At 49.2% G+C, this 22,954-nt stretch carries 21 protein-coding genes; 16 read left to right on the top strand and 5 right to left on the bottom strand.

Going from position 1 to position 22,954, the window contains the following annotated elements:
- Positions 1-116: 116 nt before the first annotated feature.
- On the bottom strand, positions 117-494 hold the full coding sequence (locus tag AVZ68_RS20245; RefSeq protein WP_157404638.1) for a hypothetical protein: 378 nt from the start codon (positions 492-494) through the stop codon (positions 117-119).
- Between the two features lie 26 nt (positions 495-520).
- Positions 521-913: a DUF7147 family protein gene (locus AVZ68_RS11620; protein ID WP_059104723.1), complete on the bottom strand. Its 393-nt coding sequence runs from the start codon at positions 911-913 to the stop codon at positions 521-523.
- A gap of 498 nt (positions 914-1,411) precedes the next feature.
- Here AVZ68_RS11620 and rsmD point away from each other — a divergent pair, with 498 nt between their 5' ends.
- Together rsmD and coaD are read left to right on the top strand one after the other, a co-directional pair.
- Complete coding sequence (rsmD, locus tag AVZ68_RS11610) at positions 1,412-1,963, top strand: 16S rRNA (guanine(966)-N(2))-methyltransferase RsmD (RefSeq protein WP_059104721.1); 552 nt, start codon at positions 1,412-1,414, stop codon at positions 1,961-1,963.
- 251 nt (positions 1,964-2,214) lie between these two features.
- Positions 2,215-2,700, top strand: coding sequence for a pantetheine-phosphate adenylyltransferase (gene coaD, locus AVZ68_RS11605; RefSeq protein WP_059104720.1), 486 nt, complete (start codon positions 2,215-2,217; stop codon positions 2,698-2,700).
- Here coaD and ylbJ read toward each other — a convergent pair.
- Positions 2,694-3,929, bottom strand: a complete 1,236-nt coding sequence (ylbJ, locus tag AVZ68_RS11600) for a sporulation integral membrane protein YlbJ (protein WP_059104719.1) — start codon at positions 3,927-3,929, stop codon at positions 2,694-2,696. The two genes, coaD and ylbJ, sit on opposite strands and share 7 nt — an antisense overlap.
- A gap of 635 nt (positions 3,930-4,564) precedes the next feature.
- On the opposite strand from ylbJ, the gene AVZ68_RS11590 reads away from it, so the two are divergent.
- A complete protein-coding gene (locus tag AVZ68_RS11590) occupies positions 4,565-5,350 on the top strand; it encodes a patatin-like phospholipase family protein (RefSeq protein ID WP_059104717.1) in 786 nt (261 codons plus the stop codon).
- Positions 5,351-5,353: 3 nt separating this feature from the next.
- A complete protein-coding gene (locus tag AVZ68_RS11585) occupies positions 5,354-6,391 on the top strand; it encodes a SepM family pheromone-processing serine protease (protein ID WP_059104716.1) in 1,038 nt (345 codons plus the stop codon).
- Positions 6,392-6,568: 177 nt separating this feature from the next.
- Here AVZ68_RS11585 and AVZ68_RS11580 read toward each other — a convergent pair whose 3' ends face one another.
- Entirely contained in the window at positions 6,569-7,786 is a 1,218-nt protein-coding gene (locus AVZ68_RS11580; protein ID WP_059104715.1) for a nucleotidyltransferase, read from the bottom strand.
- A gap of 167 nt (positions 7,787-7,953) precedes the next feature.
- Here AVZ68_RS11580 and AVZ68_RS11575 point away from each other — a divergent pair, with 167 nt between their 5' ends.
- From AVZ68_RS11575 to AVZ68_RS11565, 3 genes are all read left to right on the top strand, one after another.
- Positions 7,954-8,484, top strand: coding sequence for a YceD family protein (locus AVZ68_RS11575; protein ID WP_059104714.1), 531 nt, complete (start codon positions 7,954-7,956; stop codon positions 8,482-8,484).
- Between the two features lie 40 nt (positions 8,485-8,524).
- On the top strand, positions 8,525-8,698 hold the full coding sequence (gene rpmF, locus AVZ68_RS11570; RefSeq protein ID WP_059104713.1) for a 50S ribosomal protein L32: 174 nt from the start codon (positions 8,525-8,527) through the stop codon (positions 8,696-8,698).
- A gap of 432 nt (positions 8,699-9,130) precedes the next feature.
- Complete coding sequence (locus AVZ68_RS11565) at positions 9,131-9,688, top strand: RsfA family transcriptional regulator (RefSeq protein ID WP_059104712.1); 558 nt, start codon at positions 9,131-9,133, stop codon at positions 9,686-9,688.
- A gap of 412 nt (positions 9,689-10,100) precedes the next feature.
- On the opposite strand, the gene AVZ68_RS11560 is transcribed toward AVZ68_RS11565, so the two are convergent.
- The gene (locus AVZ68_RS11560) at positions 10,101-10,613 is read right to left on the bottom strand and encodes an N-acetyltransferase (RefSeq protein WP_059104711.1); all 513 of its coding nucleotides are present in this window, start codon (positions 10,611-10,613) and stop codon (positions 10,101-10,103) included.
- 152 nt (positions 10,614-10,765) lie between these two features.
- Between AVZ68_RS11560 and AVZ68_RS11555 the strand changes: the two genes are divergently transcribed.
- The 9 genes from AVZ68_RS11555 (at position 10,766) to AVZ68_RS11515 (ending at position 22,952) form a co-directional block, all read left to right on the top strand.
- Positions 10,766-11,686, top strand: coding sequence for a 2-dehydropantoate 2-reductase (locus AVZ68_RS11555; protein WP_059104710.1), 921 nt, complete (start codon positions 10,766-10,768; stop codon positions 11,684-11,686).
- Positions 11,687-11,793: 107 nt separating this feature from the next.
- The gene (gene bshC / locus AVZ68_RS11550) at positions 11,794-13,416 is read left to right on the top strand and encodes a bacillithiol biosynthesis cysteine-adding enzyme BshC (protein WP_059104709.1); all 1,623 of its coding nucleotides are present in this window, start codon (positions 11,794-11,796) and stop codon (positions 13,414-13,416) included.
- Positions 13,417-13,571: 155 nt separating this feature from the next.
- Positions 13,572-14,003, top strand: a complete 432-nt coding sequence (mraZ, locus tag AVZ68_RS11545) for a division/cell wall cluster transcriptional repressor MraZ (RefSeq protein ID WP_059104708.1) — start codon at positions 13,572-13,574, stop codon at positions 14,001-14,003.
- A 26-nt stretch (positions 14,004-14,029) separates the two neighbouring features.
- On the top strand, positions 14,030-14,962 hold the full coding sequence (gene rsmH / locus AVZ68_RS11540) for a 16S rRNA (cytosine(1402)-N(4))-methyltransferase RsmH (protein WP_059104707.1): 933 nt from the start codon (positions 14,030-14,032) through the stop codon (positions 14,960-14,962).
- A 19-nt stretch (positions 14,963-14,981) separates the two neighbouring features.
- A complete protein-coding gene (gene ftsL2 / locus AVZ68_RS11535; protein ID WP_059104706.1) occupies positions 14,982-15,326 on the top strand; it encodes a cell division protein FtsL in 345 nt (114 codons plus the stop codon).
- A gap of 70 nt (positions 15,327-15,396) precedes the next feature.
- Complete coding sequence (locus tag AVZ68_RS11530) at positions 15,397-17,631, top strand: penicillin-binding protein (protein WP_059104705.1); 2,235 nt, start codon at positions 15,397-15,399, stop codon at positions 17,629-17,631.
- Between the two features lie 462 nt (positions 17,632-18,093).
- Positions 18,094-20,028: a stage V sporulation protein D gene (locus AVZ68_RS11525; protein WP_059104704.1), complete on the top strand. Its 1,935-nt coding sequence runs from the start codon at positions 18,094-18,096 to the stop codon at positions 20,026-20,028.
- 99 nt (positions 20,029-20,127) lie between these two features.
- Positions 20,128-21,591: a UDP-N-acetylmuramoyl-L-alanyl-D-glutamate--2,6-diaminopimelate ligase gene (locus tag AVZ68_RS11520; protein ID WP_059104703.1), complete on the top strand. Its 1,464-nt coding sequence runs from the start codon at positions 20,128-20,130 to the stop codon at positions 21,589-21,591.
- Positions 21,588-22,952: a UDP-N-acetylmuramoyl-tripeptide--D-alanyl-D-alanine ligase gene (locus AVZ68_RS11515; RefSeq protein ID WP_059104702.1), complete on the top strand. Its 1,365-nt coding sequence runs from the start codon at positions 21,588-21,590 to the stop codon at positions 22,950-22,952. The genes AVZ68_RS11520 and AVZ68_RS11515 overlap by 4 nt, the downstream gene beginning before the upstream one ends.
- Positions 22,953-22,954: the final 2 nt, after the last annotated feature.

Here is a 22,954-nt window from a genome sequence, read left to right as displayed (position 1 = left end):
GGAGGTTCGAGATTTTTCACCCTGATAACGAAATCCAAGTTCGAGGTTTCTTCACGCCGCCAGATCAAGCCAAAACCGGGCTTGATACTGCCGTCAACGCTACTTCCATTGGAATGTTATTTTTGGCTAGCGGCGGTTTTCTTTTCTTGAATCATTATTAAATGGAAAGTGATGCCTATGGCCAACCGTTTTTTCGCTGGTAGCAAAAAAAGGAAAAAAGTCCCTACTAGAAAGCGTGCCCCGTGAATTTTGGGAGCACGCTTTTCTTGGTCCAGCTCCGGGCGGATAGAAGCTCGAGAATTCTTTTTGTCAGTCACCGAACACAGCACAGGAAAGGATGAAACCTTCAAAGATAAAAGAAAAACGGTACAGCTTGGAACAAAAGCCCAAAACGTCGCACAAGCATTAGAAAACGCCGCATAAGCATTAAAATACGGCGCACAAAGAGCAGGGCCCGCAGTAAGCTCTTCAGTCGAACCCCGTTTTACTGTCAAAGTCTTAGTCGCTTTGGAAGGAAGGGTTAACTCATCGGCGGCAAAAAATGATGAAGACGCAACAGGCCGATTAAGTATTGATCATAGAGCCTGGTTTCATGGAAACGATCCATCGGTCGGACCTCTAACTCGTAAAGCGGTTGATTGAGCTTCCCGCAAAATTCCTGGAACTCTACAACACGCTGGCTAACCGCTCCGGACGAAGAGTCCATAAAGCCCTCTCTACATATATAGATAGGCATAAATTTGCTTTCTCTCACCGGTTTTAAGGCGATAGCAAGTGAATACTTTTGGCGATTTTCTAGGGTGGCGCTCAGTTTTAAAAAAGCATGAATCCGGTCTTCGTTTCGAGTTGCTAATTCAAGAAGCTCAAAAAAGTCTGTATAGCCTTCCCCTAGTTCAATGAAACGTTGAATCATTTCTGTCTCCTTTTGTTGCAAAGTTGGACGTTCTGCTTAGCAGAATAGCATGCGGGCAGTGTGCTGTCGAGGAAAAGCGAAAAGCGGAGGCGGGTTGGTCAGAAGCGAGGATTTTGGAAGTCCTGATAAAAGAAATCCTGTTCTTGGATTTCGTGTCAGGGCTGAAAAGTCCCGAACTTCTACTCGCCGCAGCTGGAAAAGCAAAAAGCTCAGCAGGGACGACCGCAAGCAAAAAATCTTGGGCTAGGCAAAAAAAAAGAGGCTGCCAGCAAAGGCAGCCCCTGCCAAGATGCATACAATCACTGCATGCACTAGGCTATGGGAGAGGAGAAACCGGAGGAAGAACTTATGGGGAAACGTAAGTCTTCTCCGCGGTTGTCGCAACACGTAGTGTGCTGCTATAAGTAAGTATGGACCGTCGCTTCACTTTTTATACGTTTGAAAGAAAAATATGATAGGATAAGGAAAATATATTCAAGAAGGAAACATGGTGATTGGATGAGAGTCATTGCAGGGAAGCAGGGAGGCTTAGCGCTTAAAGCTGTGCCGGGAAGGGAGACGCGGCCCACCACGGATAAAGTGAAGGAAGCGATCTTTAACATGATTGGGCCGTTTTTCGAAGGAGGCGCCTGCCTCGATTTGTATGCTGGAAGCGGTGGCCTTGGCATTGAAGCACTAAGCCGCGGCATGGATACATGTGTGTTTGTCGATCAACAAAAGCAAGCGGTTGCGACGATCCATTCAAACTTGCAGTTCCTTCGTTTAGTAGAGGTGTCTAGTGTTTACCGTAACGAGGCCAAGCGAGCGCTAAAGGCACTTACTAAAAGGGAGGCGTGCTTTGGCGTCATTTTTCTCGACCCCCCCTATGCGAAGCAAGAGCTGGCTACGCTTCTATCAAGCATAGGGAGTCACGGCTTGCTGGGTCAGGACGGGGTCGTTGTTTGCGAACATCACGCTCAGGTAGATCTAGCGGATGCGATAGCTGGACTTACGAAAATACGAGCAGAGGCCTACGGAGATACGGGGATATCACTTTTTCAAAGGGTGTAAACTGAAGCCGCAGGGGTGTAGAAAAATCAGCCTTTGCTGTTTGAAGATAGGGTTCTATTGTGAGGAGTGTCAATCAAGAGGAGAAGAATATCGCTCATCTGAGGAAAGATATCGATCAAGAAGAGGTGGTTAACGCTCAAATAAGAGAGGCACCACTCAAGCATGCTACATGTCCAAATTCAAAACAGAAAGGAAGTGCAGGCTGGCTCCTCTCATGGCTGAAGCCGTGAGAGGAGCCAGCCCAATTCTTAATGAAGAAAATTGCTATTTGCTCAGGAAGTTTTGACCCGATCACAAAAGGGCATGTCGATATTATTTCAAGAGCGGCCGATGTGTTTGATGCCGTTGTTGTCGCGATTTTAACGAACAGCAAAAAAGAGCCGCTCTTCTCTGTAGAAGAACGGCAAGCGCAGATTCATGAAGCAACGCAATCTCTAGCAAACGTGGAAGTCGACGCATTTGAAGGGCTTTTGATGACGTATGCGAGAGAAAAGCAGGCCTCCGCGATCATTCGCGGCCTCCGAGCGGTTTCAGATTTTGAATATGAAATGCAGGTGGCGGCGATGAACAAACATATTGCCCCTGAGATTGAAACGTTCTTTATGATGACCAACAATGCCTATTCGTATTTAAGTTCGAGCATTGTGAAAGAAGCAGCCAAATATCAAACGAATGTAGATGACCTTGTGCCGCCCGGTGTGAGCAAGGCACTTAGGGAAAAGTTTGCGGATCAGTGAGCATGTCTATAGGCCTTCCTCGCTGTTAACACTACAAAGGTGACTAACGCGACAAACGTGATGGTTGAACCGTAGCTAGAGAGAAAGGACCAGCCGTAGGTGCCAAATGGAAAGAGTGGTTCTGGAAACGCTGAGCCAGTCGTTGTCTCTGTCGCTTGATGTCTTGCATATAATGGATGAAATAAAAGAAACGCAAGTGACGCAGCGAACACACCGTGCAACAATCGAGCCAGAAAAAATGGGCGAAAGCGAATGTCTGTCTCGGCAAGAATGCTTGCCACTTGTGCTTGGATTGAGAACCCTCCAAACGCAAGGATGAAGGAAACGATCACGGTTTTGGCAAGAAGAGAGGCATTCTCGGTATCGCTAATAAGCTGTGCGCCAATCGTAATTTCAAAAAGCCCGGCGAGCATCGGTTCGGCGAGCGCTTCCGAAAGTCCGAGAAGACTAAGAACAGCTCCAAGAAAAAGGCTGACGAAACCAATAATACCAATAATTTCCAAAAGTTTGTTTAGCACGGCAAACAGAATGATGAAGCCTCCGATCAGAAGAAGTGTTTGAATGGAAGAGCGAACGGCGTCGCCCAGAAGGATGCCAATTGAGCGTCCGTCCTTAATACGCTCTTGGTGCAGCAAGGAAAGGGCCTCTTTAAAGGATGCTCTTTTTTGCGTGCCTTTTCGGCGCGCTTCCCTTTGTGTCCGATCGTTGCCGTAAAACCGCATGCAAAGGCCCACCAAAATATTGGCCGCGTAATGAGAGATGGCAAGCAAAAAACCAAGAGCGGGATCGTGAAAGAAGCCAACCGCAATCGCTCCGAAAATAAATAGAGGGTTGGATGAGTTCGTAAAGGCCGCCAGCCGCTCTCCTTCAATTCGCGTGACGCGGTTCTCCTGCCTCATTCGTGCCGCTAGCTTAGCGCCCGCAGGATTGCCACTTGCGAGTCCCATCGCCCACACAAACCCGCCAATCCCGGGCACTCGAAACAGCGGACGCATCAAGGGTTCCAGCAAAGCACCTAAAAACGAAACAACGCCAAAGCCAATAAGGAGTTCAGAGACGATAAAGAAGGGCAGCAAGGAAGGAAAGACGACCTCCCACCACATCGTTAGTCCTCTAGTCGAGGCTTCAAGTGCTTCTTTTGGAAAGAGCATTAAGGAACCTGCAAGAATAATCGCGCCGCTTGCGAGAACGGCGGTCTTAAATAAAGAAGCGTGTTGAGTGTTTGACATACGAGGGCCGTCTCCTTTTTACAAAATGTCAGTTGGGGGTAGGTTTTTTGATCTAGCTGCGGCACCCACTCGCTCGAGGTTTCTTCACGCCGCCAGTTCAAGTCAAGGGCGGACTTGATCTGCCGTCGTTCCAGAACTTGTCGCTCGTGAGCGGCGCCTCCGCCTTTCCTGATCCAGCTACGGCGGGTAGAAGCTCGGGATTTTTCAGCCCTGACACGAAATTCAAGTTCGGGATTTCTTTTGTCAGGCCTTCCAAAATCCTCGCTTCTAGTCGACTCGCCTCCGCCTTTCTTGATCCAGCTGCGGCGCCCACTCGCTCGAGGTTTCTTCACGCCGCCAGTTCAAGTCAAGGGCGGACTTGATCTGCCGTCGCTCCAGAACTTGTCGCTCGTGAGCAGGGCGCCTCCGCTTTTCCTGATCCAGCTGCGGCGGGTAGAAGCTCGGGATTTTTCAGGCCTGACGCGAAATCCAAGTTTGGGATTTCTTTGTCAGGCCTTCCAAAATCCTCGCTTCTGCTCAACCCGCCTCCACCTTTCTTTCTGCCTGTCCCTATAAATATACGTATAACGCTTTTGATTAGACCATAAGATTGAAAGCGAGACGTGTAAGCCGTAAAATAGGGAGTGTGGGAAGAAGTGGATGGCAAGCGACCTACTATTGGACTAGCGCTCGGTTCTGGTGGTGCGCGCGGGTTTGCGCATATCGGCGTCATTCGCGCGCTTGAAGAAGCAGGAATTCCGATTGACTGTCTAGCAGGTAGTAGCATGGGCGCCCTTGTCGCTTCCATGTATGGAGTCGGACATTCCGTTGAGACGATGGAACGGTTCGCGACGCTTTTTCGTAAAAAGTATTATTTGGATTTCACCATGTCCAAGCAAGGCTTTGTCGCTGGCAAAAAAATAGAGACCCTTATTCGCTTGCTCGCCAAAAAATCGAAGCTGGAGGAGCTAAAGCGGCCAGTGGCTGTTGTGGCCACGGATTTAAAAAAGGGAGAGCGCGTCATTTTCGAACGAGGAGATGTTGCTGAGGCCGTTCGGGCAAGTCTATCGATTCCAGGCATATTCGTCCCTGTTCATACAAAGGATGGCCGTATACTCGTAGACGGGGGAGTGATTGACCGTGTCCCTGTAACTGTGGTTAAAAACATGGGGGCAGAACTTGTCATAGCCGTTGACGTCTCTTTTTTTCGCACGGAGCTGCAAACGCCGTCTACATATGAAGTTGTCATGCAGACTATGGATATTATGGGGCGCGAACTTTCTCGAGCGCAGGAGCTGCAGTGTGACGTGATGATTCGGCCGATCCTTAAATCGTCAGCCCCTCTTGATTTTTCCGAGGCCGAAGCGCTAATCATACAAGGGGAACAAGCATGCAAGAAAGAGATTCCTCGCATACAAACGATGTTAAAACACTGGAGGTAGCTAATGGAACAAAAGCGCCGTACCTTTCCATGGAAGCGCTGGCTGATCTTACTGGTAGTACTTGTAGTCATGAGCATTGTACAGCTTCCCTATTATTATAATCAGCCAGGGATGGCCGAAAGTTTGGAAGGCATGATTGAAGTGGAAGGGGGCTATCAGGACGAGGAAGGCACACTAATGCTCACCACTATCGCCAGCGCCAAAGCCACCCCTTTCTTAGCGATGTGGTCGTTATTTAGTCCGTACCGAACACTGTATCCTGTTCCGGCAGGTCTTTCTGATGAAGAATACGAAAAGAGACAGGTCCTACTTATGTCCAATTCTCAGGAAGATGCTCAAATTGCTGCGTACCATGCGGCTGGGGCCGAGGTGGTAATTGAGACGAACGGAGTCTTTGTCACAAGAATTCTTGAAGATATGCCGGCAGAAGGCGTGATCGAAGCAGGGGACGTGATACAAGAAATCGAAGGTGAGCCAGTGCGGGCAGCAGAGGAACTTCTGGAAGCGTTAGCGGGGAAAACAGAAGCCGACACGGTTTCGGTGACGTTTGAGCGAGGCGGTGAGGTTCGAACGGAGGAGCTTGGTTTTGCCCCTTTCCCTGAGGAACAAGGGGCAGAGCCCGGAAGAGTGGGTGTTGGCATTGCGGAACCCGTAACCGCTCGTGAGGTTGCGTTTGATCCAGAAGTAGAAATTTCAGCGGGCGCGATTGGTGGGCCTTCCGCCGGGTTTATGTTTTCTCTCGAGATTTACAACCAGCTTTTAGAGGGGGATATTACCAAAGGCTATGACATTGCTGGTACGGGAACCATCAATGAGGACGGGGACGTTGGGGCCATCGGCGGTGCCAGTCAAAAAGTACTTGCTGCAGACCAAGCAGAGGCCGATTTCTTTTTTGTTCCCAATCAAGGTGGGACAGCCAACTCCAATTATAAAGAGGCGAAGCAGGCGGCAGAAGACATAGATACAGATATGGTCGTTGTCCCTATTGACACTCTTTCAGAAGCCCTTACTTATTTAGAGAGTCTGCAACCGAAGGGATAACTCAGCTCTTTTTGTGTCTAGCTCCGGCGGGTAAAAGCTCGAGATTTTTCAGTCCTGAACCGAAATCCAAACCCGGGATTTCTAGTTCAGGCCTTCCGAAATTCTTGCTTTTGGGCAACCCGCCTTCGCTTTTCAGTGTATTCGCTCACGGAGAGGGGGATGGAAGGAAATGTTCCTCTATTCCATCCGGATTGGTGTGGTACTGAACTCTTCCTTCATTCGTAGGGCGCCGAGCTTAGCTGGAAAGGCCAGGCAGTAGACCCGGGAGCTGCGAATGTCAAGTTTTCCCATGAGTCCATCTACTTTGGCAAGGCGACTAATAAGAGGGATCTCCATCTTCTTTTTTTGTTTGTTTAAATAGCGTTTTCCATCCGCTGTCATCCCGAGTAATCGAACGTAAGGCAGTGTCTTTTGACTGTGAATCGTATCTAGCTCTTCTTTGGTAGTGTTCGTCAGCAAATGAGTGATGAGACGCTGTAAACGGGTGTGCGTGTAGCGTTTGGTTTTTAACTGGCTGATCCAAGAAGAGAATGAATCGGCGCCTGCTATCGTTTCACGCATGCGGTATTCAAGACCTTCTTCACATTCATAGACAGAGGCAAGTTCAGCTAAGCTTGCGGTCAGGACGCGGTGCTGCAAGTAAGGGAAGTAGTTTTCCCATGTATGAAACAGGCCGTTCTCTGCTTCGTAGCTTTCTAAGCCTGCCAATGTACTCTCTGGGACAACACGGGCGATGGCTTTTAAATCTTTTTCTCCCATAAGGGCCTTGCGAATGCTCGTAGCACTAGCGATGGACCCCACACCTAGAGAAAGGTCATGGTAGCCAGACTGTGTTCTTGGTGTTGTTGTGGCGCTCGGGCGTAAGTTAAAATCATTGAGCGCTTTCACATAGTGGTAGCCTAAAATATTGTTGGGTGTACTGAGAGCCAGCAAGTTTCTGTCTGGGTTTAGAGATTGAAAGGCTTTGGCTTGAGCCGCTGGGTAACTGATTCCCTCCTTGACATACGTTCTTACGGCGTTATGATATGGGTCTTGGTGGGTCTTCATAAAGGTGAGGAGCTGTTTAAAGGCCTCGATATCCCCGGCTTCGCTCCCAAAATTAATACTGCTAGTCCCCAACGCGTCGAGTGCCTTTACCGCTCCTTCGGCAAAGCGCTCCGCTTTTTGGACGGAGTACGCATATGGGAGCTCGATCACAATGTCGACTCCTGAAGCGAGGGCCATTCGCGTTCGCGCCCATTTGGAGAGGAGTGCCGGCTCCCCTCGCTGTAAAAAAGAGCCACTCATAACAGCTATGACCACGTCAGCCTGACTTTGTTTGCGAGCAGACGCTACATGGTGAAGATGGCCATTATGAAATGGGTTGTACTCAACGACAACACCAACCGCTTGCATCGAAAAACCTCCTTTAGCTTGCCACTTTGCATGGCGAATTCACACATGCTAGAATGTGAAAAGGCGAATTCCTTTCTATTATAGACAACTGCGTGTAAAGAAAAAAGGTTGACAATCACCTTGCGCGGTTTTATAATAACTTTTGTTGCCGAATGAGGTGATAACATATGAAATGGACGATGCAGCAGCTCCTTCCAGCACGTCAGGAACCGATGAATTTTGATCAAGTAGCGAGTGTTAAGCAACTTGCGAAGGAGCATCAAGACGTTCGCGCCGTGTCGGATGTTCATATAAAGGGACAGATTGAGGCAAAGCGCAATGTGTTCTCGTTTACGTTTGCGATGAGCGGGACGCTAACGCTTCCTTGTGCAAGGACGCTTGCGGATGTGAGCTTGCCTTTTGATACAGACGTACGTGTACATTTTGTCTTGCGGGGTGAACAGCCACCGGAGAATCTTGAGCCGGAAGATGTGTATGAGTATGAGGGAGATGTTATTGATCTTCTTCCTGTCATCGAAGAACGGATCCTTCTGGAAATTCCGATTCAAGTGTTTGCTGAAAATCCAAATCCCTCTGAAGTGTTGGCCCCACCTACGGGTGAAGGCTGGGAGCTTGTTACAGAGGAAGCTAAAGCCGCTAAAGTCGATCCAAGACTTGCGGACTTAGCAAAGTTTCTTGATGAAGATACGAAAAAATGATGACGTCTCTGTTTAGTTAATTTTTAAGGAGGTGTAATGAATGGCCGTACCATTTAGAAGAACGTCTAAAACCAAAAAAGCCAAGCGCCGTACGCACTTGAAACTAGAAGTACCAGGTATGGTAAAATGCCCAGACTGTGGTGAGTACAAGTTAAGTCACCGTGTCTGCAAAGAATGCGGGTCTTACAAAGGTGAGAACGTATCCGGCAGCTAATACGGATGAAGCAGAGAGCCTAGCTCTCTGCTTTTTCTTTGTCTAGCTGCGGCGGGCTGGGCAACCTGCCTACGCCTTTCGGTATTGTCTAGCTCCAGCGCCCACTCGCTCGAGGTTTCTTCACGCCGCCAGATCAAGCCAAAACCGGGCTTGATCCTGCCGTCGCTCCAGAACTTGTCGCTCGTGTGCGGGGCGCCTACGCCTTTCGAGATATCTAGCTCCGGCGAGTAGAAGCACGGGATTTTTCAGTCCTGCCCTGAAATCCAAGATCGGGATTGCGAGTAGCAGGTCTTCCAAAATCTGCGCTTCTCTCCAAGAAACGTGAATAGAAAGGTAGCAGCGCGGGCATCATTCTTTAATAGAATGAAGTCTATCTGTGAAATGATGCGCATAGGGTAGAAGCACGGAACTAATTCACGAGGAGGGATTGCATTGACTGTTACTCGCCAGGATGCGTGGACGGAGGAAGAAGATTTGCAGCTTGCGGAGGCTGTTCTTCGTCACATACGGCAAGGAAGCACGCAGCTTGCGGCTTTTGAAGAGATTGCAGAAAAATTGTCTCGCACGAGTGCAGCATGTGGCTTTCGCTGGAATGCTAGCATCCGCAAGAAGTATGATGCGGAAGTAGCGCTCGCCAAGAAAAAGCGCACAGCCAAGAAGCGAGAAACCACAAAAGCGTCCAATGTGGACCGGCCTGAGCCAGAATCGGTGCTTCACGCTGTAGAAACACCGAAGAACGAGGAAGATTCGAGCGAGGGATTTACTCTAGAGAAAGTCATTGGGTTCTTGCAAGAATATAAGGATCAACATGTTTCGCAAGAGCAGCTCATAAGCTTGCAAAAAGAAAACGAAGCTTTGAAGGAACAGCTTGATCGTGTGAAAAAAGAGAAAAACATGATGGCCTCGGACTACAAATCGCTGCTAGAGATTATGGATAGGGCTCGCCAGCTAACAGGCGAAGGTGGCTCCTCCGTAGGCGGCTCTTTATGATAACAACGCAAAGAACCCGCAGAAATGCGGGTTCTTTGTCTAGCTGCGGCGCCCACTCGCTCGAGGTTTCTTCACGCCGCCAGATCAAGCCAAAACCGGGCTTGACCCTGCCGTCGCTCCAGAACTTGTCGCTCGTGTGCAGGGCGCCTCCGCCGTTCGAAGTGTCTAGCTGCGGCGCCCACTCGCTCGAGGTTTCTTCACGCCGCCAGATCAAGCCAAAACCGGGCTTGATCCTGCCGTCGCTCCAGAACTTGTCGCTCGTGTGCAGGGCGCCTCCGCCTTTCGAAACGTCTAGCTGCGGCGGATAGAAGCTCGGGATTTTTCAGTCCCGCCCCGAAATCCAAGTTCGGGATTTTCTGGTGCAGGCCTTCCGAAGTCCTCGCTTCTAGGCAATCCGCCTGCACTTTTCGGTTTAAGATTCTTTTGAGACTGGCTGCGTTGGCTCCTCGTTAAGCTTCTGTTCCTGTACACCCTTTGGAAACCAGATATAAGGACTTTCGCCGCGGTCGCGGGACTCGTTGTACGTTGCTGGCTCAAAGCCAAGCTTAGCCCAGAATTCGCCCGTACTTTGTCTAGCATTTGTTTTAATAGGGAGATCAAGGCTCTTCGCAAAATTAACGAGCGCGCGACCATACTCTTTTCCGCGATAAGGCTCAAGAACTTCAAGTTTCCAGAGCTCAAGGTAGTCCTGCGCGGGCTCGAAGTAACGGTCAAAATTTCCGTCAAATCGATAGAGGCTCATACGCGCAACCAATTTTTTTCCGAAATAAATGCCATAAAAGGGCGACTCGCTATCATTTTCAACAATGCTTTCGTTCAGGTCATCCTTCATGGAAAGTTCGGCAGCCCCGTACTCCCGAAAGTTGCGGAACTCCTCTAATGTTTTGTAATTAATGAGCAAACGCTCAACGTTGATATCTACCACAAGAATCTCCTCCCAAAAAAACTGTGTTCCTCTCTTATTTTACTATAAAAACGGTTGAAAGCGAAACCAAAAAATGGGACGTTGTCGTAATCACTCACAGGTACAGTGTGATACGCTTAGGGGAGTTCAATTTGAAGGTTGGAGGTAGGTGAATGATGAAGGTTGCAGTTGTTGGTGCAGGCGCTGTAGGAATGGCCGTGGCAGCCTTTTTTGCGAAAGCGGGAGCGGAGGTTCATGTATGGACACGTCGCCAAGCTCAGGCGAGGGCCCTGAATCAAGAAGGAATTGCCGTCTTTGGGGAGCGTCGATTGAGTGTCGCTGTCAAGGCTTCAGAAATAAAGGGGAGCAATAAAGCAGAAGAGGCGGACTTGATGATTGTCGCTGTAAAATCATACCATCTACCAGAGGTTCTCGATGTTGCCTCGTTCTGCTTAGAGAGAGCTAGATCTACGCTTTTTTTGCAAAACGGAATGGGACATCTCGTTCACCTGGAGCGTCTGCGCGTTCAAGAATTAAACCTCGGCACGACAGAGCACGGGGTAACCAGGATCAGCGACGTGAGTATACAGTTGAACGGAGTAGGAAACATTCGTTGGGCTCCTTACCGAGGGGGCGGCACGGAGTTTCGCAATGTCGTGAACCAAGTTTCAAATGAGTGCTTTCCTTATCAGGAGGAACCTTCCTATAAAAGGATGCTTGAGTACAAGCTCGTTGCCAATGCGTGCATTAATGGATTAACGGCCCTTTGCGATGTGAAAAATGGAGCGCTTATTGAGAATGGTCATTTAAACAGAGCAATGAAGGACGTGTTTTTAGAAGTGATCGCTGTCCTTGAAAGAACCAACGAACAAAAAGAGCTTTGGGAATATGTAGAGCAAATCTGTCAATCTACGGCAGCGAACACGTCATCGATGCTTGCTGATAAACAGGAAGGACGTCGAATGGAAATCGACGGCATTTATGGTTTTCTCGTGTGTGAGGGGGATTGGAGGGGTGTGGACACTCCGATACTCTCGCTAGTAATGGAACTATTGCAAAGCAAAGAGAGCGAAGGCGGGGAGAAGCCTAGTTGACTTTGGTCGGGTCGTTCATTTTCAAGCATCTAATTTGGTTGTCAGAGACGGATTTTGCTATCATAAGTAAAGTGAATAGGAAACTGTTTGAACGAAGGGGATTAGAGATGAACATCCAAGCATTAGACCAATCATTTTTGTCGGGTTTTTTGCGGAATTATGTGCAAAACCAAGAAGACTTTAGCGAATTATTTTCATACAGAGTAGACGAGAACGAGTGGCTGGAGGAACGTAGCCAAGATTTAAAGACCTATGCTTGGGAACATCGAAGAGAGCTCGTCAATTACTTGCGCGATCAGCATGAGCGGCTCCGTCCGTCCGAAGCGTGTACAGCCAATTTACATAAACTTGAACAGTTGGATGCTTTGGTGGTGGTTGGCGGTCAGCAGGCTGGACTTCTAACAGGGCCGTTGTACACAGTGTATAAAGCGATGACGCTCATTCTGCTCTCCAAACAATACGAACAAAAGCTCGGCCAACCAGTCGTGCCGCTTTTTTGGGTTGCAGGCGAGGATCACGATCTGGAAGAAATCCGCTTCGTTCATACAGAAAGTGAGCATGGCTGGAAAAAACAACTGCTGAAAGATGAGAGCTTCGGAGAGTCAGCGAGTGAGAAAGAGCTTCCGAAAGAAGTTCTTCATACGTTTATGGAGGATGTCTTTGCTACGCTGCCTGAAACGGAGCATACACAAGCATTAAAAGCTCATGTTGAGGAGGCGGAGGAGCAGGCAGATACGTACACGGATTTCTTTATTGTCCTGATGCATGAGCTGTTTTATAACGAGGGGCTGCTTTTTCTTAACAGCGATGATCCGAGAGTTCGTACGATTGAACGGCCTTTTTTTGAGAAGTTGATCACACAAGTTGAGACTTTGCAACAAAAGCAGCAGGAGGGGGCGGAGCGCTTCAGGGGACAAAGTGGAGAGGAGCCTATCGTCACGGAGACGGAAAACGCCCATTTGTTTTTTTCGCTTGACGGCTCGAGGCGGCGGCTTGATTATGGGGACGGTCGTTTCTATGTCCGTGACACGAACCACTCCTTTTCCAAGGAAGAGCTTCTGGCAGAACTTAGCGCTCATCCTGAGCGTTTTAGCAACAATGTTGTAACACGGCCACTGATGCAAGAATGGGTACTGCCGACCCTCGCTTTTGTTGGGGGCCCTGGGGAGATCAAATATTGGGCGACGCTAAGACCAGCTTTTGAAGCGTTCCACTTGAAAATGGCCCCTGTGATTCCTAGACTGGCCTTCACGATCGTTCCTCGCCATGTAAAAAAATGGGTAGAGGAAAAAGGGTATAACCCTGAGCTTTTCATGCAAGGTGAGGGCGAGCGCAAGCGGGAAGAATGGTTAGAGGCCCAGCACTCCTTTAAGATCGACGAGGTGGTGCGGGAGCAAGTCGCGCAAGTGGAGACAGCGCATCAGCCGATCCGAAAGTTGGCGTCTTCTATAAGTCCGACATTGGGAGCGATGAGTGAAAAGAATCTTGAATTGATTCTCGAGCAGATGGAATTCCTCGAAAAGCGAATGCACAAAGAGGTTCGCGACAGTCATGAACATGAGCTGGCGAAATTCACAGAGGCCACCCATTGGCTCTATCCGAAAGAAGGACCGCAGGAACGAACGCTCCACCCTTACGTCTTCCTTAACATGGTTGGCTGTGACTTTGTCTCGCGTCTATTAGAAAAAAAGATCGTGATCGATGGGCGGCATCAGCTCATTTGCTTATGAACCGTTTGCGTTGGTCCTAGCAATCGTAAAAAACATTGAAGAAATTCTGCATTCAAGCAGGATTTCTTTTTATTTTGTGGAAAAGAAAATTTAGAGTGGTGAAAAGTGGTGGGTTGTGGTAAGTTAGGGGGAGAAAGTGGGGGGAGTGAACAGCGGTGTTTTTAGGCGAGTACCAGCACAGCATTGACGAGAAAGGCCGAATGATCGTCCCAGCGAAGTTTCGGGATCTTCTCGGTTCACCCTTTGTTGTGACTCGAGGTCTTGATCACTGTTTGTTCGTGTATCCAAAGCAAGAGTGGGACAAGCTGGAATCGCAGCTGAAAGAGCTGCCCTTCACAAAGAAAGATGCCCGTGCTTTTACTCGCTTCTTCTTCTCCGGCGCTTCCGAATGTGAGCTAGATAAGCAGGGGCGGATGAATGTTCCCGGCCCTTTGAGAAAATACGCAAAGCTTGAAAAGGAGTGCGTCGTGATTGGTGTCTCAAGCCGAATGGAAGTATGGGACAAGGCGATCTGGGAAGAATATGTCACACAGTCAGAGGATTCGTTTGCAGACATTGCTGAGAATCTCATTGATTTTGATCTGTAAACAACGAAACAGAAAAAGGTGTTCTGATGTTTTCACACACAACCGTATTAAAAGAAGAGTCTATTAGAGGGTTACATATAAAAAAAGAGGGCATTTACTTAGACTGCACGCTAGGGGGAGCAGGGCATAGCAAGCGAATTGTTGAGCAGCTTGATGGTTCCGGTCATTTGTATGCGTTTGACCAGGACGAAACGGCGATCAGGCACGCAGAAGAACTTCTTGCTGCGCATAAAGGAAAGTTCACGCTGATTCGCAGCAATTTCAGGCATTTGAAAGAAGAGCTCACGGAGCGAGGCGTTCGAGGTGTGGACGGGATTTTATTCGATTTAGGGGTTTCCTCCCCGCAACTCGATGAGGCGAGCAGGGGGTTTAGCTATCATCAGGATGCTCCTCTTGATATGCGGATGGACCAAACATCCCTACTCACGGCGAAAGTGGTTGTCAACGAATGGCCCTTTGCCAAACTGGCCTCGATTATCTCTCGCTACGGGGAAGAACGATTTGCCAAACAAATTGCTCGTAAAATTGAAGCGCGGCGGGAAAACACGCCCATTGAAACAACTGCCGATCTTGTTGAAGTCATTAAGGAAGCCATCCCGGCTCCAGCGAGAAGAGCAGGAGGACATCCAGCAAAACGCACATTTCAGGCGATCCGAATTGCTGTGAATGACGAGTTAGGGGCGTTTGAAGAAGCGGTGACCGAGGGCTTGCATTTGCTCCGTTCAGGCGGGCGCATGGCGGTGATTACTTTTCATTCTCTTGAGGATCGGTTGTGCAAACAAGTATTCAAAGAAGCGACAAAAGAACCGGATTTGCCCAAGGGCCTTCCGGTAATCCCAGAAGAAGTACAACTGCCGTTTAAACTCGTGACAAGAAAACCTATCGTTCCTACACATGAGGAACATGAGGCAAACAATCGAGCCAGATCCGCCAAACTACGGATCATCGAGGCACGTTAATTAAGGAGGACGTTTTTATATGGTTGCACGTCAAATTCAGCCGCACCACCAGCCCGAGCCGCAACGCAAACAAAGAAAGGTCGTTCGTCACCGTGCGAAAATCACGCTCGGGGAAAAACTGATTGCCCTCATGATGGCTGGCATTCTATTTGGCCTTTTTGGCTGGATAGTACATAATTTCGCGACAATTTACAGCCTACAAAGTGACATTGCTACGCTTGAAACCTCCGTTGAAACACAGCAAGATCTCAATGCAGGCTACGAAATTCAAGTGAAGGAGCTCAGTGCACCTGATCGCATCATGACAGAAGCTGAAAAGATGGGGATGCAGCATGATAATGCGCAGGTGAAGGTAAGTCCATAAACTAGTTCCTAGGCGAACTAGTTTTTTTTAGAAGTTTTTTGTAAAATAGCCGGGGTAGGAGGTTACAGCGGTGGATATTAAACGAGCCGTGACCAATAAGCGCGCGGTATTTTTAATGCTTTTGTTTCTGTGTGTGTTTCTGTTGTTATTTGGGCGAATCCTCTACATTCAGGCAGGAAAAACGGTTCGAGGGCATGACCTAGTTGCGATGGCAGAATCGTTCTATGCGACTTCGGAAGAACTGCCAGGGGAGCGCGGAGACATCTTTGACCGGAGCGGGAATGCGATTGCCGAAGAAGTCCCTTCGTATAAAGTACTAGCCTATTTAGACGAGAGTTACGGAGAGTACGTAGAGGACCCGGAGGCAACTGCTGAGACACTTGCGCCCTATATTGATAGCGACCCAAATGAATTGGAAAGTCGTCTGTCAGAAGATAAATTTCAAGTTGAACTTGGGAGCGGAGCAAGGAATTTAACATACGAGCAGATGAAAGAAATTGAGGCACTTGACCTTGATGGAATTGCCTCCATTGAAGAGACGAAACGGTTTTATCCGAATGGGGAGTTTGCCTCCCATCTGATTGGGTATTCAAGCAGCAACGAGGAGAAGGCAAAAACAGGACTCGAAGCCTCATTAGATGACTATTTACAGGAGAAGGATGGGTTCATTGAATACGAAATGGACCGCCGGGGGCTTTCTGTTTCTTCGGGTGCGGAGAGAGTGACCCTGCCAGAGGACGGTGATGATGTCTACACGACACTTGATACCAATATTCAGGCTTCCCTGGAACTGGCGATGACCAAGGTAGACGAGGAGTACAATCCAGAGAAAATGACTGCTATTGTCGCCGACCCAAAAACGGGGGAAATCTTAGGAATGAGCAATCGCCCAGGGTTTAATCCGAACGCATACGAAGACGTTGAAAACTATATGAACTATGCGATTTCTGACTCCTTTGAGCCCGGATCGACCATGAAGACCTTTACGCTGGCAGCTGCGATTGAAGAAGGGGTCTTTGATGAGGAGGCTACCTTCGAATCTGGCAGCTATGAAATTAACTCGGAAACGAAAATTCATGACGTCAAGCCCGAAGGCTGGGGAACGATCTCTTACCGTGAAGGTGTGCTTCGCTCGTCCAATGTTCTTATGACAAAACTGGCTTTGGATGAGCTTGGACCAGAGCGATTTTACCCGTACTGGGATCAGTTTGGATTTATGGACAAAACCGGTATCGACTTGCCTCAGGAAGGGGAGAGCAACATCATTGATGGCTCTCTCATTAACGCTGCGACGACCTCGTACGGGCAAGGCTCCACGGTGACGCCGATTCAAATTATCCAGGCCGCGAGTGCGATCGCCAATGACGGCAAAATGATGAAACCGTATGTGGTTAAAGAGATTGTAAGTGAAGGCGAGGAAGAACTCCTTTTAGAAAACGAACCCGAGCAAGTCGGACAGCCGGTTTCTGCGGAGACGGCGGCACAGGTGCGTTCTTTACTGCGGGGTGTAGTAGCTGACGAAGTTGGTTCAGGGAACGCTTACGACATTGATGGCCTAGAAGTGGCAGGCAAAACAGGAACGGCTCAGATTGCGAGCGGTGGAACCTATTTAAGCGGGCACGGGAATTACACCTATTCCTTTTTGGGAATGGCTCCATATGAAGACCCAGAAGTGGTTGTTTATGTCGCCGTTACCAAGCCGAATCTAACCGGGGAGCAACCAGGCACGGAACCTGTTGCGCACATTTTCAATACGGTGATGCAGCGCAGCCTTGAACATTTAAGCGTGGCTCCTTCCAAAGAGGAAATCAAAGAAGAGACCGAGCAGTTAGGCTATGAAATTCCAGATTTCATCGGGACCCGAGTGAGCAGAGTGGAAAGTGAGCTTGAAGATGAAGGGTTTGACGTTCATATTCTCGGTGACGAAGGGACCGTCGAAGCGCAGCAGCCAAATGCAGGTACGCGCATGATGCAAGGAGAAAAAATTGTTTTACGGACGAATGCAGACGAGGTTGAGCTCCCCGATATGTATGGCTGGTCTTACCGTGATGTGATGAAAGTGGTCTCCTCTGCTGGTCTTGAAACAAGTTTCCAAGGCAGTGGCTACTTGGATACCCAAAGCGTCGAGCCCGGTGAAACCATTGCTAGAGGCGACGTGCTCGGTGGTTCCTTTGTCCCTCGCGAGGAGCTGGATTTGACTCAGGAAGAAGAGGAAGAGACAGAGGGAGACGTAGAGCAAGAGGTAGAAGAGACTGAAACACAGGTAATAGAAGAGCCTGAAACAGAGGTAGAGGAAGAAGAGTGATGTAGAACCGGCCAAAGGGTGGCCGCTGGAAAAGAGTTGCTTAAAACGATGGACGGATCCCGGAATGACTTGGGGAGGCCGTTCATCTTTTTTTGTTAGACCGTTGTATTTCTATGAACAGCGGTACCAACAGTAAGAAGGGAGGAATTCCCGTTCCTTGTTGCTCAGAGAGACTTGTTGGGGATCGGTCATGACGTATACGTATGATTTTCAATACCCGCTTCGTCCACCCAGCCTCCTTTTTTCGTGATGTCTAGCTGCGGCGGCCACTCGCTCGAGGTTCTTCACGCCGCCAGTTCAAGTCAAGTTCAGACTTGATCTGCCGTCGCTCCAAAACTTGTCGCTCGTGAGCAGGGTGCCTCCGCTTTTCCACCCAGCTTGTTCTAAACCAAGCAAGACAGGCATATCCTCTAACAAGTCTGCGCTTTCTAGGCGCTATGCAAAGAAAGTGAGGGGAAGCCTGTGCGTGTATCTAACGTAACCGTACGAAAGCGGCTTTTAATCGCATTTTTCGTCGGTCTGGCTGTTTTTTCTGTGATTATTTTCAGGCTTGGCTACGTTCAGTTTGGGCAAGGCGAATGGTTAACGGGTCAGGCGGAGGATTCATGGGGGCGCAACATTCCTTTTGAGCCAAAACGAGGGGAGATTCTTGATCGAAATGACGTGGCTCTTGCCACGAATATAAGTGCTCCGTCGGTGATTGTCTTTCCGAGGCAAATCAGCGACCCTGCTGACACTGCGGAAAAACTGGCTTCTGTTCTTGAGATGAATCAGCAGGAAGCTTATGATTTTGTGACAGAGCAAGAGTCTAGCGTCTGGATTCGTCCCGAAGGTCAGAAGCTTACGCAGGAAAAGGCACAGGAAGTTCGCGCGCTCGGTCTAGACGGAGTCTACATCGCGGAAGACTCCAAGCGGCACTATCCGTTTGGTAGCTACTTGTCCCATGTCCTAGGGTTTGCGGGCATCGACAACCAGGGCTTAACTGGACTTGAACACTATTATGACGACAAACTCAAGGGCGAGGGAGGGTACGTTTCTTTTTTCTCTACCGCCAAAGGAACGAAGATGCCCAATTTGGCGGATGAGTATGAGCCACCAGTCAATGGGCTTGATTTGCGCCTGGCAGTGGATAGTCGGGTGCAAACGATCATGGAGCGAGAGCTTGACATTGCGGAAGCCACATACGACCCAGACGGTGCGATGGCGATCGCGATGAACCCTAAGAACGGCGAAATTCTTGCGATGAGCAGCCGTCCTCACTACAATCCAGAAAATTATCAGGAAGTGCCATCAGAAATCTACAATCAAAACAAGCCGGTCTGGATGCAGTACGAGCCGGGCTCCACGTTTAAAATTATTACACTGGCGGCAGCACTAGAAGAGAAGCTTGTAGACCTTGAAGAGGATACGTTTAACGACCCAGGCTACATTGAAGTATCCGGCCATCGCCTGCACTGCTGGAAAAAGGGCGGTCACGGCCATCAAACGTTCTTAGAGGTGGTGCAAAACTCTTGTAACCCAGGTTTTGTGGCCCTTGGAGAAAAGCTTGGCAAGGATCGTTTGTTTGACTACATCGAAGACTTTGGATTTGGGCAGAAGACGGGCATTGATTTGCAGGGAGAAGGCACAGGTATTTTATTTGACAGGGAGGATGTCGGTCCGCTTGAACAAGCAACCACGGCCTTTGGTCAAGGGGTTGCGGTGACTCCCCTGCAGCAAGTAGCGGCCGTATCGGCAGCGGTCAACGGCGGCTATCTTTATGAGCCTCAGCTCGCAAAAGAGTGGGTGGATGGCGAGACAGGAGAGGTGGTCGAGACGATTAGCCCCGTCATGAAGCGAGAAGTCATCTCTGAAGAAACCTCGAAAGAAGTACGCCATGCCCTTGAGTCCGTCGTTGCTCAAGGGACAGGAAAAGGAGCGTTTGTCGACGGTTACCGTATAGGCGGGAAAACCGGTACCGCTCAGAAGGCCAAAGACGGGAAATACTTGGAAAATAACCACATCGTCTCCTTTATTGGAATGGCCCCTGCCGATGACCCGGAAATTGTCGTCTACGTCGCCGTCGATAATCCGAAAGACACCCTTCAATTCGGTGGGATCGTAGCAGCACCGATCGTAGGGGATATCATTGGTGATAGCCTGGAGGCGATGGGTGTAGAGAAAAGAGAAGACCAAATTGAGAAAGAATTGACATGGCAGGATGAGCCTCTTGTGGAAACGCCGGATCTAATTGGGCGCACAACAAAGGACATCCATCGATCCTACTATGACCTCCGTTTAAGTGTGGCGGGCGAAGGGGACGTGGTGGAACGGCAATCCCCTGAACCAGGCACTCGCGTTGCAATAGATTCTACAATCCGCGTATATATGGGTGACAAAACGAGCGAGAGCGATTAAAATGAAGACGTATGTTTTTCTTATAAATCGTTCATCGTTTTGATTAAACTGTGTATCGAACAGGCACGATGGATGGTAGAAGCTATTGGAGGCATCATGATGACGTTGAAAGAGTTGCTTCACGTATTGCGGGGGGTTCGGCCGCTTACGCCTGAAGACGAAGCGATTACGATTACAAAACTGGAAATGGACTCACGTCTTGTGACAGAGGATACGCTTTTCTTTTGCATAAATGGGTATACGGTCGATGGTCATGATTTTGCGAAACAAGCAGTGTTAAATGGGGCGGTGGCAATTATTGCCGAGCGTCCCATTGACGTTTCTGTCCCTGTGATTGTGGTCTCAGACACAAAACGTACAATGGCGCGACTCGCTAGCCACTTTTACGAAGAACCGACAAAAAAACTGCGTCTTGTAGGGGTGACAGGCACAAACGGCAAAACATCGACCACTCATATCCTCGATCAGATTTTCCGTGATGCGGGAGAGGAAACGGGTTTGATTGGCACGATGTACACGAGAGTGGCGGATGAGGTGATTGAAACAAGAAATACAACACCAGAATCCCTTTTGCTTCAGCAGCGCTTTCACGCTATGGTTGACAAAGAAGTCACTACGGCTTTAATGGAAGTCTCTTCTCATGCCCTGCATCTAGGCAGGGTGCGTGGGTGTGACTTTGACATTGCGATCTTTACAAATTTAACGCCTGATCATCTCGATTACCACGAAACAATGGAAAAATACTTGTATGCCAAAGCCCTTTTGTTTTCCCAGCTTGGGAACACCTATGATGGGAAAACAGCTGTCATTAACGCTGATGATCCAGTTGCTCCAAGACTCATTCAAATGACGTCTGTGGATGTGCTCACATATGGGATTCGCAAAACAGCGGACGTACGGGCAGAGAATGTGCGTGTCTCTGCAGGCGGCACGACGTTTACCTTGAGAGCCTTTCAAGAAAAGGTGGATGTCTCCTTAAAACTTATTGGCGCCTTTAGTGTTTATAATGCGTTAGCAGCTGCCGCGGCTGCCGTTGCCGCAGGCATTAGCCTTACTGCGGTAAAAAGAAGTTTAGAACACGTCTCTGGTGTCGCCGGACGTTTTGAACCGGTGGATGAAGGGCAGGATTTTACCGTCATCGTTGACTACGCCCATACGCCAGACAGCCTGGAAAATGTTCTCCAGACCGTACAGGAGTTTGTCGAAGGCAATGTCACGGTCGTTGTTGGCTGTGGGGGAGACAGGGACGTTACCAAACGCCCGACAATGGCGAATATCGCCGTCCGTCATGCGGAAAGAGCGATTTTCACCTCGGATAACCCACGGACGGAAGACCCGACTCTAATTTTAGAGGACATGGTTCATGAGCTGAACGCCGATAACTATGATGTGGTGCCCGATCGACGCCAGGCCATTTCGGAAGCGATTTTTGCTGCTGAAAAAGGCGACATGATTGTGATTGCCGGAAAAGGCCATGAGACATACCAAGAAATCGGGCAAGACCGGATTGATTTTGACGACCGAGAAGAAGCGCGCGTAGCGTTAAAGGAGCGTTTGACATGACGATACATTCTTCACTACTTACTCATATCGCATCATCAACGCGCCTTGCGGACGACGCACGTTCTTACCCCTCCGTCTCGACGGACACACGAACGCTTGCGGCAAATGCGCTGTTTGTTCCACTTGTAGGGGAGCGGTTTGATGGACACACGTTTTTACAGAAGGCGGTTGAAGCGGGAGCCACAGGAGCGATTTGGCAAAGTGATACCCCTGTCCCTGCTGATTTGCGAAACGATGTACAGCTGTATTTTGTGGAGGACAGTTTGGTGGCTTTGCAAGAGCTCGCTCATGCCTACCGCAAGCAAGTCGACCCATTTGTGATCGGCATTACGGGCTCAAATGGAAAAACGACAACCAAAGATATGCTAGAGGGACTGCTTCTGGGGAGCGGTGTCGTTCATAAAACCAAAGGCAACCTGAACAATCAAATTGGCGTTCCATTGACTCTTCTTTCCATGCCAGCCGACTGTACGTACGCTGTGATTGAAATGGGCATGAATCACTTTGGCGAGATTGAACGGCTCTCTGAAATTGCTCGTCCGAATGCAGCCATTGTTACAAGTATCGGGGATGCCCATCTAGAGTTTCTAGGTTCACGCGCGGGCATCGCCAAAGCAAAAATGGAAATAGAAAAAGGGTTAATTGGGGAGAAGACGCTCTATCTAGATGGGGATGAACCATTGCTCGCCCCGTATGTCAAGACTTCTATGCGAACCGTAGGGTTTGATGCTCGTTCGGACGTACATATTGAGGATGTGACGCCAACTAGTAACGGCTATTCGTTTTTAATTTCTCAACTAGGGGCCTTTTCGCTCCCCATTCTTGGCCGGCACAATGTGAAGAATGTCACCTATTGTCTGGCGCTTGCCTCTTCGCTCGGCATAGCGAGTGAGGTGCTTCGTGAACGCATGAACAACCTTAGGATTACCGAGATGCGCTTGCAACAGACGGACGGACCCGAGGGCTCGATGATCGTCAACGATGCGTACAATGCGAACCCAACGTCTATGAAGGCAGCCGTTGATACTGTCAAAGAAATTCCAGGCTATAGCAAGAAAGTCGCGGTCCTTGGAGATATTTACGAACTCGGGAGCGAGGAGGAGGCACTGCATGCGAGCGTGGCTGAAGTGATCTCGTCACCAATTACCACACTCCTCGCAGTTGGTGAGAAAGGGCGCTGGATTTTTGAAGCCGCTCGTACGCTCGCCCCTAAAAACGTGACATTAGAGTACGCCGCTACGGTGAGCGAAGCGAAGCAAAAACTTAAGCCTTATTTCGCCAGTGATACGGTCATTCTTTTAAAAGCATCGCGTGGCCTAGCTCTTGAAGGCGTCCTTCCTTCTGAGAAAGGGGACGAATAAGT

Origin of the sequence: Shouchella shacheensis (assembly GCF_001484965.1) — a bacterium.
In the GTDB taxonomy this organism is placed as follows: Bacteria; Bacillota; Bacilli; order Bacillales; family Bacillaceae_D; genus Shouchella; species Shouchella shacheensis.
Note: the sequence above shows the minus strand (reverse complement) of the source record. Positions and strands in the feature narration are given on the sequence as shown.

Coding starts and splice junctions, on each gene's coding strand:
- AVZ68_RS11620 (WP_059104723.1), bottom strand. CDS start 913: ATGATTCAACGTTTCATTGAACTAGGGGAAGGCTATACAGACTTTTTT.
- rsmD (WP_059104721.1), top strand. CDS start 1,412: ATGAGAGTCATTGCAGGGAAGCAGGGAGGCTTAGCGCTTAAAGCTGTG.
- coaD (WP_059104720.1), top strand. CDS start 2,215: ATGAAGAAAATTGCTATTTGCTCAGGAAGTTTTGACCCGATCACAAAA.
- ylbJ (WP_059104719.1), bottom strand. CDS start 3,929: ATGTCAAACACTCAACACGCTTCTTTATTTAAGACCGCCGTTCTCGCA.
- AVZ68_RS11585 (WP_059104716.1), top strand. CDS start 5,354: ATGGAACAAAAGCGCCGTACCTTTCCATGGAAGCGCTGGCTGATCTTA.
- AVZ68_RS11580 (WP_059104715.1), bottom strand. CDS start 7,786: ATGCAAGCGGTTGGTGTTGTCGTTGAGTACAACCCATTTCATAATGGC.
- AVZ68_RS11575 (WP_059104714.1), top strand. CDS start 7,954: ATGAAATGGACGATGCAGCAGCTCCTTCCAGCACGTCAGGAACCGATG.
- rpmF (WP_059104713.1), top strand. CDS start 8,525: ATGGCCGTACCATTTAGAAGAACGTCTAAAACCAAAAAAGCCAAGCGC.
- AVZ68_RS11555 (WP_059104710.1), top strand. CDS start 10,766: ATGATGAAGGTTGCAGTTGTTGGTGCAGGCGCTGTAGGAATGGCCGTG.
- bshC (WP_059104709.1), top strand. CDS start 11,794: ATGAACATCCAAGCATTAGACCAATCATTTTTGTCGGGTTTTTTGCGG.
- rsmH (WP_059104707.1), top strand. CDS start 14,030: ATGTTTTCACACACAACCGTATTAAAAGAAGAGTCTATTAGAGGGTTA.
- ftsL2 (WP_059104706.1), top strand. CDS start 14,982: ATGGTTGCACGTCAAATTCAGCCGCACCACCAGCCCGAGCCGCAACGC.
- AVZ68_RS11520 (WP_059104703.1), top strand. CDS start 20,128: ATGACGTTGAAAGAGTTGCTTCACGTATTGCGGGGGGTTCGGCCGCTT.
- AVZ68_RS11515 (WP_059104702.1), top strand. CDS start 21,588: ATGACGATACATTCTTCACTACTTACTCATATCGCATCATCAACGCGC.